This window comes from Streptomyces sp. NBC_00322 (assembly GCF_036147535.1).
Lineage (GTDB): Bacteria > Actinomycetota > Actinomycetes > Streptomycetales > Streptomycetaceae > Streptomyces.
Map to the genome: position 1 here is coordinate 930,825 of NZ_CP108019.1, position 12,634 is coordinate 943,458.

General features: G+C 70.9%; 17 protein-coding genes and 1 pseudogene. 8 read left to right on the forward strand and 10 right to left on the reverse strand.

From position 1 onward, the window contains the following. Positions 1-100 precede the first annotated feature (100 nt). The 6 genes from OG905_RS04230 to OG905_RS04255 all read right to left on the reverse strand — a co-directional run bounded on the left by OG905_RS04230 (position 101) and on the right by OG905_RS04255 (position 4,232). Complete coding sequence (locus tag OG905_RS04230) at positions 101-328, reverse strand: hypothetical protein (RefSeq protein ID WP_328666244.1); 228 nt, start codon at positions 326-328, stop codon at positions 101-103. Continuing rightward, on the reverse strand, positions 325-732 hold the full coding sequence (locus OG905_RS04235) for a hypothetical protein (RefSeq protein ID WP_328666245.1): 408 nt from the start codon (positions 730-732) through the stop codon (positions 325-327). Before OG905_RS04235 ends, OG905_RS04230 begins: the two co-directional genes overlap by 4 nt. 57 nt (positions 733-789) lie before the next feature. Further along, positions 790-2,277: a sensor histidine kinase gene (locus OG905_RS04240; RefSeq protein WP_328666246.1), complete on the reverse strand. Its 1,488-nt coding sequence runs from the start codon at positions 2,275-2,277 to the stop codon at positions 790-792. Next, positions 2,274-2,984, reverse strand: a complete 711-nt coding sequence (locus OG905_RS04245; RefSeq protein WP_328666247.1) for a response regulator transcription factor — start codon at positions 2,982-2,984, stop codon at positions 2,274-2,276. Before OG905_RS04245 ends, OG905_RS04240 begins: the two co-directional genes overlap by 4 nt. Before the next feature lie 200 nt (positions 2,985-3,184). After that, the gene (locus tag OG905_RS04250) at positions 3,185-3,757 is read right to left on the reverse strand and encodes a TIGR03086 family metal-binding protein (RefSeq protein WP_328666248.1); all 573 of its coding nucleotides are present in this window, start codon (positions 3,755-3,757) and stop codon (positions 3,185-3,187) included. 52 nt (positions 3,758-3,809) lie between these two features. After that, positions 3,810-4,232 carry an SRPBCC family protein gene (locus tag OG905_RS04255; RefSeq protein ID WP_328666249.1) on the reverse strand — a complete coding sequence of 141 codons (423 nt, stop codon included), beginning with the start codon at positions 4,230-4,232 and terminating at the stop codon, positions 3,810-3,812. 87 nt (positions 4,233-4,319) lie between these two features. On the opposite strand from OG905_RS04255, the gene OG905_RS04260 reads away from it, so the two are divergent. Both OG905_RS04260 and OG905_RS04265 read left to right on the forward strand, forming a co-directional pair. Continuing rightward, entirely contained in the window at positions 4,320-4,643 is a 324-nt protein-coding gene (locus OG905_RS04260; protein WP_328666250.1) for an ArsR/SmtB family transcription factor, read from the forward strand. Continuing rightward, the gene (locus OG905_RS04265) at positions 4,640-5,077 is read left to right on the forward strand and encodes an SRPBCC family protein (RefSeq protein WP_328666251.1); all 438 of its coding nucleotides are present in this window, start codon (positions 4,640-4,642) and stop codon (positions 5,075-5,077) included. The genes OG905_RS04260 and OG905_RS04265 overlap by 4 nt, the downstream gene beginning before the upstream one ends. An 18-nt stretch (positions 5,078-5,095) precedes the next feature. On the opposite strand, the gene OG905_RS04270 is transcribed toward OG905_RS04265, so the two are convergent. The 4 genes and pseudogenes from OG905_RS04270 to OG905_RS04285 all read right to left on the reverse strand — a co-directional run bounded on the left by OG905_RS04270 (position 5,096) and on the right by OG905_RS04285 (position 8,970). Continuing rightward, entirely contained in the window at positions 5,096-6,334 is a 1,239-nt protein-coding gene (locus OG905_RS04270) for a heparan-alpha-glucosaminide N-acetyltransferase domain-containing protein (RefSeq protein ID WP_328666252.1), read from the reverse strand. 310 nt (positions 6,335-6,644) lie between these two features. After that, a pseudogene (locus tag OG905_RS04275) lies at positions 6,645-6,821 on the reverse strand (His/Gly/Thr/Pro-type tRNA ligase C-terminal domain-containing protein); the annotation flags it as partial. A gap of 58 nt (positions 6,822-6,879) precedes the next feature. Then, entirely contained in the window at positions 6,880-7,155 is a 276-nt protein-coding gene (locus tag OG905_RS04280; protein WP_328666253.1) for a hypothetical protein, read from the reverse strand. Between the two features lie 273 nt (positions 7,156-7,428). Next, the gene (locus OG905_RS04285) at positions 7,429-8,970 is read right to left on the reverse strand and encodes an FAD-binding oxidoreductase (RefSeq protein ID WP_328666254.1); all 1,542 of its coding nucleotides are present in this window, start codon (positions 8,968-8,970) and stop codon (positions 7,429-7,431) included. 180 nt (positions 8,971-9,150) lie between these two features. On the opposite strand from OG905_RS04285, the gene OG905_RS04290 reads away from it, so the two are divergent. The 6 genes from OG905_RS04290 to OG905_RS04315 all read left to right on the forward strand — a co-directional run bounded on the left by OG905_RS04290 (position 9,151) and on the right by OG905_RS04315 (position 12,613). Then, positions 9,151-9,492 carry an ArsR/SmtB family transcription factor gene (locus OG905_RS04290; protein ID WP_328666255.1) on the forward strand — a complete coding sequence of 114 codons (342 nt, stop codon included), beginning with the start codon at positions 9,151-9,153 and terminating at the stop codon, positions 9,490-9,492. Positions 9,493-9,560: 68 nt separating this feature from the next. Further along, positions 9,561-11,201, forward strand: a complete 1,641-nt coding sequence (locus OG905_RS04295) for a SulP family inorganic anion transporter (protein ID WP_443044055.1) — start codon at positions 9,561-9,563, stop codon at positions 11,199-11,201. Next, on the forward strand, positions 11,198-11,608 hold the full coding sequence (locus OG905_RS04300; RefSeq protein WP_328666257.1) for a pyridoxamine 5'-phosphate oxidase family protein: 411 nt from the start codon (positions 11,198-11,200) through the stop codon (positions 11,606-11,608). Before OG905_RS04295 ends, OG905_RS04300 begins: the two co-directional genes overlap by 4 nt. A gap of 109 nt (positions 11,609-11,717) precedes the next feature. After that, on the forward strand, positions 11,718-11,927 hold the full coding sequence (locus OG905_RS04305) for a hypothetical protein (protein WP_443043891.1): 210 nt from the start codon (positions 11,718-11,720) through the stop codon (positions 11,925-11,927). Positions 11,928-11,943: 16 nt separating this feature from the next. Then, positions 11,944-12,420 carry an STAS domain-containing protein gene (locus tag OG905_RS04310; RefSeq protein WP_328666258.1) on the forward strand — a complete coding sequence of 159 codons (477 nt, stop codon included), beginning with the start codon at positions 11,944-11,946 and terminating at the stop codon, positions 12,418-12,420. Then, positions 12,392-12,613 carry an alkylphosphonate utilization protein gene (locus tag OG905_RS04315; RefSeq protein ID WP_326655003.1) on the forward strand — a complete coding sequence of 74 codons (222 nt, stop codon included), beginning with the start codon at positions 12,392-12,394 and terminating at the stop codon, positions 12,611-12,613. The genes OG905_RS04310 and OG905_RS04315 overlap by 29 nt, the downstream gene beginning before the upstream one ends. Positions 12,614-12,634: the final 21 nt, after the last annotated feature.

Below are 12,634 nucleotides of genomic sequence, written 5' to 3' on the forward strand. Positions count from 1 at the left end.
TCGGCAACCGGCCCGCGGGCCCGGTGACGAAGCGCCCCGGGGTCACGGTCTGTCCACTCCGGAACTGCTCGCGGGTGGCAGGTTCAGGCCCGGCGGAGTCTCAGTCGTCCTCACCCGCCGCCGACTCTGCCGCGGCCGCCGCCGATTCGGCTGCATCCACCAGTTTCCGCATCTCCGGCAGATCCGACGGGCTCGTCGTCGCCGAGGCGCCGCTCGTGCCGCCACCCTTGTCGTCGCCGCCCCGTCCGCACCCCGCGACGCCGCCGAGAACGGTGAGGACGATGAGTGCGGACAGCGCCGCCCTTCCGGTGCGTCGGCGTGCCGTCACTTCCCGCTCCCGTTGTTGTTCGCCTTGCACCAGGTCTTCACCGCGGCCAGGTCCTTCTGCCGCTTCTCCAGGGTGGGCACGAGCGAACGCCGGAAGGTGAGCTTGTCGTTGAGGTAGGTCTCGACCTCGGTGTGGCCGGCCTTCCTGGCGTTCTCGACCCGCTGCTCCAGCCTGCTGATGGATCCGCGCTGTGTCGCGTCGCCGCCCAGGCGGGCCAGAGCTCGCGCCAGTCGCTTCTCGATCTTCGGCACCCGCTTGCACAGTGCCTGTGCGCCGTCGCCGGTCGGCTCGGCGCCCGGCGTCCCGGTGCCGGGTGTCCCCGCGTCGGCCGCGGCCGCGCCGGTCGCGGTGAGCAGGGCGGCCACGGCGGTGAGAGCCAGGGCGGCGGTTTTGGTGGTCCTCATGTCGGCGTACCTCCTGGAACGGGGCGCGAGGCCCATGTGCCTGCGCGCAGCCAGAAGTTAGGGGCCGACTTTGTGGAAACCTTGTGGGTGCCGGGCCGTTCCGATCAGCCAGTCCCGATCGGCGGGCAGTGACGGTGCGGTCTCGCCCAGGACGGGGAGGCGGACCTCGAACCGGGTGCCCTCGCCCGTCGGCCGGTCCTGGACCTGGACGCGGCCACGGTGCAGTGCCGTCTGCTGCGCGACCAGGGTGAGGCCGAGCCCCGAGCCCGGGCTCTGCGGTCCGCGCTCGAAGCGGTGGAACACCGCGTCGCGCCGCGCGGCCGGGATGCCTGGTCCCCGGTCGTCCACCGTCAGCACCGCGACCGGTTCCGCGGGGTGCCCGCCCGCGCGCAGCCCGACCTCGATGCGGGCCCGCCGGTCGCCGCTGCGCCCGTGCATCAGGGCATTGGCCAGGAGGTTGTCGACGATCGTGCGCAGCCCGGGCTCCCATCCGTACACGCTCGGGCGCGGCATCACCGGCACACTGATCTCCGCCGTGGGGTGCCTGCGCCGGGCATCGGCGACCGAGGCGTCGATCACCTCCGCCAGGTCCACCGGCCCGAAGGCCTCGGCCTCCACCAGGTCGCCCCGCCCGAGCTCGCGCAGCATCACCAGCAGGCCGAGCATCCGGGTGTGCTCGCTGTGCAGATCCTTCAGTACCTCCGTCCGGTCCTGCGTTCCGAGGTCGGGATGCTCGGTGAGGATGTCCAGGTTGGTCTGCATGCTCATCAGCGGCGTACGCAGTTCGTGCGCGGCGGCGGCCGCGAAGGACCGTGCGGTGGCGAGGGCGCCGGTGGTTCTGGCGGCCTGTTCGTCGTAGCGGGCGAGCACGGTCGCCAGGGTCCGGGCGAGGTCGTCGACCTCGGTGACCCCGGTCGGCGCGTGGTCGAGCCGTGCCGCGTCGGCCGTCGGGTCGAGTCCGCTGGTGCGTTGTTGCAGTCGGCGCAGCGGGCGGGCGGCGCGGGAGGCGACAGCCAGGCCGAGCAGTCCGGCCATCGGCGCGGCCAGCAGTGCCACGGTCACCACGCGCCTGCGTACGAGGGCGAGTTGGTCCTGGCTCGCGGTGTCGGGGGAGAACAGCCACAGCGTGCCGTCGACGCCGGGTCGCGATCCCCGGACGCGAACCGACATGACCCGCCAGCTGTCGTCTCCCTCCTCGACGGTCACCGGCCTGGGCGCGCTGTCGGGGAGACGTACTGACGTACTGGGCTGAGGCCCGCCCGAGACGGTTCCCTCGGGGCCGGTCAGCCGGATGCCGACGTCCAGGGCCGAGTTGTACAGCTGCCGCTCACGCGCCTGCTCGACCGCGGCGGGGCGGTCGGCGGCGGTGGCCCGCAGCAGTCGGCGGGCGTCCGCGGCGACGAGGGTCGCGCGCTCGCGCAGATGCGCGTCCTGCTGCGCGTGCAGGTCACGAGCGACGAGTTGCAGCAGCAGCCAGCCGGCCGCCAGTACCAGTACCGGCACGGTGATACCGACGGCGAGCGCTATGCGTGTGGAGAGTTTCACGTGCTCTGGCCCCTGTCGTCGCAGCGCAGGACGAAGCCGACTCCTCGTACGGTGTGGATGAGCCGGGCACGGCCGTCGGCCTCCACCTTGCGCCTCAGATAGCTGACGAAGGTGTCGACGGCGTCGGTGCGCACGTCGAAGTCGTACCCCCATACGCGGTCGAGCAGTTGGTCCCGGGTGAGCACGATCCCCGCATTTCTGGCCAGAACCTCCAGCAGCTCGAACTCCCGGCGGGTCAGCGACAGCGGCTCGCCGTCGAGCCGTGCTTCGCGGGCCGCGGGATCCAGTACGAGCGGACCGATACGCACCACGTCGGTGGCCCTGGGCGGCCGCCGGCGCAGCAGCGCCTCAAGCCGCAGCACCAGCTCCTGCAGCGCGAAGGGTTTGACCAGGTAGTCGTCGCCGCCGGCCTGCAGTCCGGCGATCCGGTCCGTCGTCTCGTCCAGTGCCGACAGCATGAGTACGGGCACGTCGTTGTCGTCGTCGCGCAGGGTCCGGCACACCTGGATCCCGTCGAGATCCGGCATGGAGATGTCCAGCACGACGACATCGGTCGGCTGCTGCCGTACATGGGCGAGGGCGGGCCGCCCCCCTTCGGCCAGGGCCACGGCGAAACCGGCCAGCCTCAGTCCGCGCTCCAGCGAACGCCGGATCGCCGGATCGTCGTCCACGACCAGCACCCGCCCCCGGCCGGTGTCCCCGTCCATCCGCTGCTCCCCTCCCCCGCCTTCCGGCGTGGGCACCCGCCACGCCGCGGCCCCTTCCTATCGTGAATCAGCCCCGGTGGCGCCCCCCAGTAGCGTGCGCTCCAGGTCACACAGGCCCTTGCCGATGGAGGAGCGGACCTTTACTCGTCGATCGTCATTCCGCTGCGTCGGCCTCCTTGCCGGGCGGCTCCCTCCGGCTCTCAGCCGGCCCACTCGGGATTCCTCCCGCTGGCACCGAGCGCGCGGTGGAAGGCGGGTGCGCCGGCGGGTACGGGGACGGGCGGGCCGTAGGAGCCCCTGATCCGGGCCTGCTCCGCGATCTGTTCGACCGCGCCGAGCGTGGCCCGTCCGGCTTCCTCGCTGATGGCGAAGGTCCGTCCGGTGGCCCGGGCCAGGTCCCAGCCGTGCAGGGCGAGTTCCTCCAGGGTGACCGTGGCGGCGAAGCCGGCAGGCATCTCGCCGGGGCCGAACTCGGTGGTGCCCTCGTACGCGCCGGGGTCGCCCCAGGCCGCGGCGGCGCGGTTCGCGGACTCGGCAACGGATGCCGGTGACATGTCCGAGGCGGCCGCCTCGTCGGGCCGCGGCTCCTTGCGGGCGGCGCGTGCGGAGGAGGTCAGGGTTCCGCCGAGGTGGTCGAGGAGCTCGGCGACGGTGAACTTCTCGCACGGGGTGCGCTCGCCGAGCTGGTCGCCGCGGATGCCGGAGGCCGTGGCGGCGACCGCGTCGGCGCATTCCCGGATGGCGGTGGGCAGTGCCTGCTGCTGGGTGTTCATGGGATCACTCCATCGGATTCGCCGGAGGTCCGGCGGGGGTGGGCCGGTCGGGTCAGGAGGTGAAGAAGGGCGCGGGCTTGCCGGTCTCGGCATACGCCTTGAGCTGTACGAACTTCGTCGCCCAGCCGTAGGTGAAGTCCCGGTAGGCGTCGTCGACGGCCGGGAAGCCGCTGTGGGTGAAGCGCAGGGTGACATCACCTTCGGGGCGCGTGAGGACCTCGTAGGTCTGCACGGTGCCGGTCCAGGGTCCGTTCTCCCCCGCCAGCACGAGCCGCTTGCCGGGCTCCGCCTCGACGACGCGCAGCCGCCAGGGCTCCGGCACTCCCGGAAACGCCAGCTCGTGCAGGCCGTCCACGCCCTGGTCCGCGGTGGCGGTCGTGGTGAACCAGCTCCTTATGCCTTCGGTTGTCGAGATCGCCGCGTACACGGTGTCCGCGTCTGCCTCGATGTGCAGCTGCATCGCGATGTCCGCCATGAGATGTGCTCCGTTTCTATTGCTTTAGTCGACACTAAAATGACTTCGCCTCGATGGCAAGCTGAAGTGGCGGCTAAAATGAACCTCATGGATGCGGTACGGGCGGTCGCCGAGCCCAGACGGCGCGAGATCCTTCGCCTGGTCTGGGACGCAGAGCTGTCCGCGGGCGAGATCGCCGAGCGGTTCGACGTCACCTTCGGCGCGGTGTCCCAGCACCTCAAGGTGCTCAGGGACTCCGGCCTCGTTACGCTGCGCCAGGACGGCAGAAAACGCTTCTACCGGGCCGACCGCGAGGGCATGGGCCCGCTGGCCGACTACCTGCAGTCGATGTGGGCCACCAAGCTGGACGCCCTCGCCGAACTGGCCGAAGCGGCCGAACGCGCCGAGAAGTCCGAGGAGGCAAGCCCGTGAGCACCGAGCTGGTCACGCTGGAACGGCGCATCGACGCCCGGCCCGAGACGGTCTTCTCCTTCTTCACCGACCGGAACAAATGGCTGTCCTGGATGGGCCAGGACGGCGAGTTCAGCTTCCGGCCCGGCGGCGCCTACCTCACCACCGTCACCGGCCAGAACATCGCAGAGGGCCACTTCGTCGAGATCGACCCGCCCAAACGCCTCGTCTTCACCTGGGGCTGGCTGGACAGCGACCTCGGTGTCCCGCCCGGCTCGACGACCGTCGAAATCACCCTCGAACCGGACGCCGAGGGCACGCTGCTCCGCCTGATCCACCGCGACCTGCCCTCCCCGCAGGCCCGCGCGGCCCACAAGGACGGCTGGATCCACTACACCGACCGGCTCGCCACCCTCGCGGAGGGCGGCAACCCCGGCCCCGACACCTGGATGTGACGCGACGCGGAGCCGTCGTCATCCGCGCAGGGTCAATGCCTCCTGGGTCGCTCTGCTCTCGGGAGTGGCTGCCTTCCGGGTCGGCGTGATCGTATGAAGGACCCATTCCAGCGGCCCGCGCCTGAGCGAAGTGCCGCGGAAGGTGTACGCCCAGAAGACACACCCCACCAGCGAGATGCCGCAGAAGGCGCCCAGGGCCGGCCAACCGTGCTGCGGTTGCAGCTCGGCCCGCGCGAGGACGTGAAGGGCGTACACCGACAGGCCCATCGTCCCGACGACGGCCAGCGGGCGCAGGAGCGGTTCGAGCACGTGAAGGCGGCAGGCGGCCACTGCCAGGCCGATGAGGAGCCAGCTGACGCCGATGTTGGCGATGGTCTCGAAGGGCGTCTGGCTGTAGGGATCGTCGACCAGCAGCCAGGCCCAGGAGGTGCTGGGTATCGCCCCGGCCTGTCGGGCGAGCACGGCCTGTACCGGATCGGGGGCGTTCATCGCGAAGGCGTGACTGTGGGCTATGGCATCCAGCAACGCCGCGCGCCCGCCGGCCGGCCCAAGAGCCAGCGCGGACAGCCCATGCCCGGCCAGCACGGACAGTGCTCCCCAGCCGATGAGCCGACGTGCCGTTCCGGGCTTGGTCAGGTTCACCACCCGGCCCATCGCCATGCCGACGATGACGTAGGGAAAGTAGGTGAGCCAGGGGTAGGCGCCGGACACCAGCAGCGTGTCGAGCGCCTCACTGAATCCGGACCAGCCGGTGACCGCATCGAATCCGGGGTAGCGGCCGCGTCCGGCGACGCGGTGTCCCAAGTACGGCCCCAGCCAGTACGACAGGACCGGACCCAGCACCACGGAGATTGCCGCGACCGCGATCAGGGGGCGGGTGCGCAGGCGGGCCAGCGGTTCCGCTGTCAGGAAGTACACGGCGAAGAACGTGAGGATCACCGCAATCCCCGACCTGAGCTCCGTCAACGCCATGCCGAGCACCGCGAGTACGGCGCAGCGTATGAGCGTGGCGCGCAGCGTGCCGGTCAGCGGCGGACGGGGCTTGGTACCGCCTCGGGAGAGGGTCAGCGAAAGTCCCGCAATCAGGGTGAAGATGCCGGGCGCGCGCCCATCGAAGGCGACCAGCAGATAGCCTGCGCCCTCGGGCTTCACTGGGGGACCGATGTGCGCGGCGAACATGGCGAACACGGCTATGGCGCGGACCAGGTCCACGCTGAGCAGCCGCCTGTTGGCCGAGGTTGCGTTACGTTCCTGCATTCTTGCTGACCGCTCCCGCGTCTGTTCGTATCAACGGGCGGCCGTTCAGGGACGGTCTGCGACCGATGCCGACTGAATGTCTGTGCGCCCATACGGTCCTTAGGAGGCCGAGACGGCTGTCCAGGTTGCCTCGTACTGCAGCCGGAGTTCTTGGTGTCGGTGGTGATGCGCGGCCGGGCCCATTCGCGGAGGGGGCGCCGTACCGAGCGGGCCGAGCCGCAGGTAGGGCCTGCTCGCTACGGGGGTTCCCCTGGCCCACGTCCTGCGGCCGCCCACACGCGCGCTGACCCCGACCGCGCCCTCGGCCGCTCTACGCCAGCACTTCGGTTTCCCACAGCTCGGTGCTGTGAGCGGCGACAAGCGCCCCGATGCGGGACAGGACCTCCGCGGCAGGCAGGGCGTCCAGTCGGCGCCCGTCCCGCAGACGCAGGGCGACCTGGTCGCTATCGGCCTCCTTGGCGCCGATCAGCACCTGGTAGGGCATGATCGGCCCGTGTTTGGCCCCGCCCGGGCCGATGTAGTGGAGACCGCAGATCGTCACGCGATCAATATTCGGCAGGGGAAGGCGGTGGCAGTGCGATCGCGTCGGCAGGCGGAAACGGCTTGGGCCGACGCGGCTCGCGCACGCCCGCGCCGCCCGGACCGAGCCCGCCACCCCAGTCGCCGCAGGCCGGAGCGGGGCGGACCAGCCGGACCGATGTCGCCAGCCAGACCAGGGCGAGGAACGCCGCGACCGACCCGGTGGTCAGCAGCACCCCGGCCAGCCCGCCGCCGAGCAGCAGCCCGGCCACGGCCGCGGACACGAACAGGGTGCGACGCACACAGCCGCGGTACGTCACCGTGGTTCGGCCCAGCTTTCCGACGGCGAGCGGACCTTGCCAGACGGAGCAGGGCCTGCGCCCACAGCGAGTGCAGGCGTTGCAGGCTCCCGAGGGCCGGGTAAACAAGCCTGATGTCATCGGGTCGCAACGCCTGCGTCTGAAGACCACGGCGACCTCCGTACGGGTGCGCACTGGACTCGGGCCTCACCCCAGACTGCGCCCCGAGGCCCGGCCGGGCAAGCAGCACGCACCCGGCGCCCGCGCCCGGCACCCTTACATGCCCACCGCCTGGTCGTAGTGGAAGAGACCGCTGGGGTCGTAGCGGTGCTTGACGTCGACGAGGCGGTCGTAATTGCCGCCGTAGTACGCCCATTGCCACTTCCGCAGGTCCGGGTCGGGGAAGTTGACGTACGCCGCCGACGTTTCCAGATCGCGGCGGAGCGTGCGATGCATGGCGCGCGTCTGGATCAGCAGGTCGTCGACGATCTCCTGCGGGGTGGTGGGCTTCCAGTGCGTGCCGACGTCGATGACGAATGTGGCGTCGCGGTGGGGGTAGGCCGTCTCGCCCGGCCCCGGAGACCCGCTGCGTCCGCCCATCGCGAACAGCGTGACGTAGCCGGTGTTGCCGACGACGCCGGGCCGCCAGCCGCGGACCCACTCGGCGACGGACTCGACCGTCCCCGGGTTCAGCCACCGGTCCGGCACAAGGGACTTGGACGCCGTGGCACCACCCGCCCCGGGCTTCTCCATGAGGTAGTCCTGGGCGGTCCAGAAGTGCCGCTGCTCGATGAACTCCTTCGTAGGTCCGAGCTCCAGCACGGGGGCGAGCAGCCCGCGCAGCGCCGCCTCGTCGCCCAGCCTCTGCCCCAGCAGCGCGACGGCCGCCGGGCCATCGCCGGGGTGCTTGAAGCCGATGCGTACGTCGAAGTCGCCCGCGGCGTCGGCGTCGAGGATCTCCTGCACCGCGGCCACCAGCGGGACTCCGGCCTTCAGGTCGAAGGTCAGGTCGAAGACCGTGGCGAGCAGTTCGCCGACCGGTGTGGCGTCGAAGACGAAGGCGGTGTTGATGCCGAAGTTGCCCCCGGCGCCGCCGCGGCAGGCCCAGAACAGGTCCGGGTTCTCGTCGTCGGCCGCGCGCACCAGTGAACCGTCGGCCAGTACGAGGCGGGTCTCCACCAGCCGGTCGCATGTCAGGCCCCACTTGCGGTCGTTGAAGCCCAGTCCGCCGCCGAGCGTCAGTCCGGCCACGCCGACGCCCGGGCAGCGGCCGCCGGGGAAATACAGGTTGGCTGCTCTGGCCGCGTAGACGTCGGAGTTGGTGGTGCCGCCGCCGAGCGCGAGCCGGGTGCCGAGAACAGCCACGTCGTTCATACGTCGGAGGCTGATGAGGAGGCCACGCGTGGTGGAGTACCCGGCGTAGTTGTGGCCGCCCGAGCGTGGCGCGAAGGGAACGCCGTGCCACGCTGCCCACCGGACGGCGACCTGCACGTCGCGCTCGGTGGCGCAGGCCACGATGCCTGCCGGCAGGACGTCGGCGTAGCGCAGATTGTCCGGCAGGGCGAGCAGGCTGTAGTCGTCGCTGCCGGGCCGGTAGAGCCCGGCAGCCGGGCTGAGTCTCCTGCGCAGCTCCCGCCAGGCTCGCGGCTCCGGCCGGGCGGCCCCGCGGGGGAATCGCTGCTGCCCGGCTGCCTTCCCGGCGCCGCCCGTCAGTCCGGCAGCCAGCCCCAGTGCTGCGGCTACGGATCCCATACGCAGTACGTCCCGCCTCACGACCATCGCGGCGTTCCTCTCCTCGCACCAAATGCCGGTGATCATGGTGTCGGCCTGCGGGGACGGAGGGTCGTGGCGGCACTCCGGGGCACTTGATGTGCACCCGAACGGCACCTCGGACACGGAGGGCGAGGACTCCGCCGCGACTGGAGGAATTGCGAAATTCTGCAATTCAATACATGCTGTGTTAGCAGTGTCCGCAGCGATGAGGAGAGTTCGAGGGCCGTGCCCGTTCCCCTGTATCAGGCCAAGGCCGAGTTCTTCCGGATGCTCGGGCACCCGGTCCGTATACGCGTCCTGGAGCTCCTGCAAGGCGGGCCGATGCCGGTCCGGGATCTGCTCGCGTCGATCGAGGTGGAGCCGTCGGCCCTCTCCCAGCAGCTGGCGGTGCTCCGCCGCTCGGGCATCGTCACCTCGACCCGCGAAGGCTCGACCGTCGTCTACGAGCTCGCCGGCGGCGATGTCGCCGATCTGATGCGCGCGGCACGGCGGATCCTGACCGAGATGCTGTCCGGGCAGAACGAGCTCCTGGAGGAGCTGCGGGAAGCCGAGGGTGCCGCGAAGTGAGTACGGTCCTCGCCCGGGCCCTGCGCAGGCTGCGTTCCCTCCTTCCCGCCCGTGCCGACTTCGCGGTCATGGCGCGCAACCCGCGCCGCGACCTGCTCGCCGGGCTCACGGTGGCGATCGTCGCGCTGCCGCTCGCGCTCGGCTTCGGCGTGTCCTCCGGGCTGGGCGCCGAGGCGGGACTGGCGACCGCTGTCGTGGCGGGTGCCCTCGCGGCGCTGTTCGGCGGCTCGAACCTTCAGGTCTCGGGGCCCACCGGGGCTATGACGGTCGTACTGGTACCGATCGTCGCCCAGTACGGTCCCGGCGGGGTGCTGACCGTGGGGCTGATGGCCGGAGTCATGCTGATCGCGCTCGCGCTGCTGCGGGCCGGACGGTACATGCAGTACATCCCCGCCCCCGTGGTGGAGGGCTTCACCCTCGGTATCGCCCTCGTGATCGGTCTGCAGCAGATCCCGAACGCGCTCGGGGTGGCCAAGCCAGAGGGCGACAGGGTCCTGCTGGTGACCTGGCGGGCTGTCGAGGAGTTCGTGCGCACCCCGAACTGGACGGCCCTCTCCATCGCCCTCGGGGTTGCCGCCGTGATGCTGCTCGGCGCACGCCTGCGGCCCACCGTCCCCTTCTCGATCGTCGCGGTAATCGCCGCGACCCTCGTGGGGCAGCTCTTCCAGCTCGACGCCGCCCCGATCGGGGATCTGCCGTCCGGGCTGCCCGCTCCCTCGCTCGGCTTCCTAGACCTTTCCGCGCTCGGTTCGCTGCTCGCACCCGCGATGGCGGTGGCCGCCCTCGCGGCGCTGGAGTCGCTGCTGTCGGCCACGGTCGCGGACGGCATGACGGTCGGCCAGAAACACGATCCGGACAAGGAGTTGTTCGGGCAGGGCATTGCGAACCTGGCTGCGCCGCTGTTCGGTGGTGTCCCGGCGACGGCGGCCATCGCCCGCACGGCGGTCAATGTCCGTACCGGCGCGGGCTCCAGGCTCGCGGCGCTCATCCACGCCGCCGTCCTCGCGGTGATCGTCTTCGCGGCCGCCCCGCTGGTCTCGAAGATTCCCCTGGCCGCACTCGCCGGTGTGCTGCTGGCGACCGCCGTCCGCATGGTCGAGGTCGGCGCGCTGCGTGCGATGACGCGCTCCACGCGCTCCGACGCCCTCGTTCTCGTACTGACCGCCGCCGCCACCCTGGCCCTGGACCTCGTCTACGCGGTGATCATCGGCCTGTTCGTGGCCGGTGCGCTCGCCCTGCACTCGGTGGCCAAGCAGGCCCGTATGGACCAGGTGGACTTCCGGCCCGACCTGCCCGGCGAGCACAGCGCCGAGGAACACGCGCTGCTGGCCCAGCACATCGTGGCGTACCGGATCGACGGCCCGCTGTTCTTCGCCGGCGCGCACCGATTCCTGTTGGAGCTGAGCGAGGTCGCCGACGTGCGAGTCGTCATCCTGCGCATGTCGCGGGTCTCCACGATGGACGCCACCGGAGCACTCCTCCTGAAGGACGCGATACAAAAGCTGAACCGGCGCGGCATCGCCGTCATGACCTCGGGGATTCGCTCCGGCCAGCGGCGCGTCCTCGAGTCCGTCGGCGCGCTGGACCTGCTGCGCCGGGAGGGCCGGGAGTACGCCACCACCCCCGAGGCCATCGCGGGTGCCCGCGCCCACCTGCACCTCGCCGGGGTGCTGCCCGTCGTTCCCGTTGCCGAGGGGACCTCCCGATGACCGTCCCCCTCTCCCGTCGTATGGTCGAGGTGCCCCGCAGCGAGGCTCTGTGGCTGCTCGAAGGCGCGGTCCAGGGACGACTTGTGTACGTCCCCCGCGAGAGCGCGGTGATACGCCCGGCGGTGCACATCCTCCAGTACGGCAGATTGATCGTGCGCACCCCGGCCCAGGCGGCAGCCCTGTCCGGCAGGGCCTCGCTCACCTACCACGCCGACGAGATCCGCGTGGCCGGCGGCACACGGTGGACGGTGACGGCAAGCGGTCCGGCCGAGGTGATCACCGATCCGGACGAGGCAGCCCACTACCGCCGTACGCTGCCCGGCTGGGCCCACGGACCACACGACACCCTCGTCCGGATCCGCCCGCAGACGATGACCGGCTTCCGGCTCGCCCACGAGGGGGCCTGATGGTCGCTCAGCAGGAGGGTCTGCCAAACCGGCATGTACTGACCGTGCCCGCCATGGGGTCCGCCGTACGGCTGACGCGCGAGACCACCGACTTTCCCCGAATATCACCGTGATCCACGCGGTCGGCCCGGACACCTTCGCGTTCGCCGTCCACGACCGTCACCCCTACCAGCCCGCCCTGTGTGCCGCGGCCATCGCCGCCGGGGGCGGCGGGCTGGCGACCGTCGTCGAGCTCACCCTCGGGCTCGGCGGCACGGCGGTCGTTCGCGCGGACGCCGACGGCCGGGGCAAAACCATCTGGATCACCCTCCCCCTGTGAGAACGAGACAGCAAAGATGACCATCGAGTGGCGTTACACCACCCACCAGGACCTCGGAGTCCTCTCCCTGGCCGGATTTCTCGGCGCCGACGCCGTGGCCCGCTTCACCGGAGCCGTCGGCTGGGCGCTGGCTCGCGGCACCAAGCCGGTGATCCTCGACCTCACCGAGCTGCGCGGCTGGTCGGCGGGGGGCCAGCTGGCCGTCGCTCAGGCCGCCCGCCAACTCGCCGACAAGGGGCGGAGCCTGGAGCTGGCGGCGATCCCCTCGGACGGCTCGCTCGACCCCGACGGCAGCCATCCGCCGATCCCCGTCCACTGCGACCTGGCCGCCGCTCTGGTGGCGCACCAGGCGGTCACCGGTCAAGCGCGGGAATGGCGCACGGACGAGGCCGGGCGTGCGGAACCCGGCGGCACAAGCCCTGAAGCAAGAGATACACGGGAACGAAAGCAGACAAGGAAGCAGCATGAGCGACGTGATCGTGAAGGACAGTAACGGAACCCCGCTTCAGGATGGCGACTCCGTGACGCTGATCAAGGACCTGAAGGTGAAGGGGACCTCCGAGACCCTCAAGCGCGGAACCCTCGTGAAAAATATTCGGCTCACCAGCAAGCCCGGCGAGGTCGAGTGCAACACCAAGAAGGTCAAGGGCCTGGTCCTGAAGACCGAATTCCTGAAGAAGGCCTGACCTCCGCGCGAGGATGGCCCC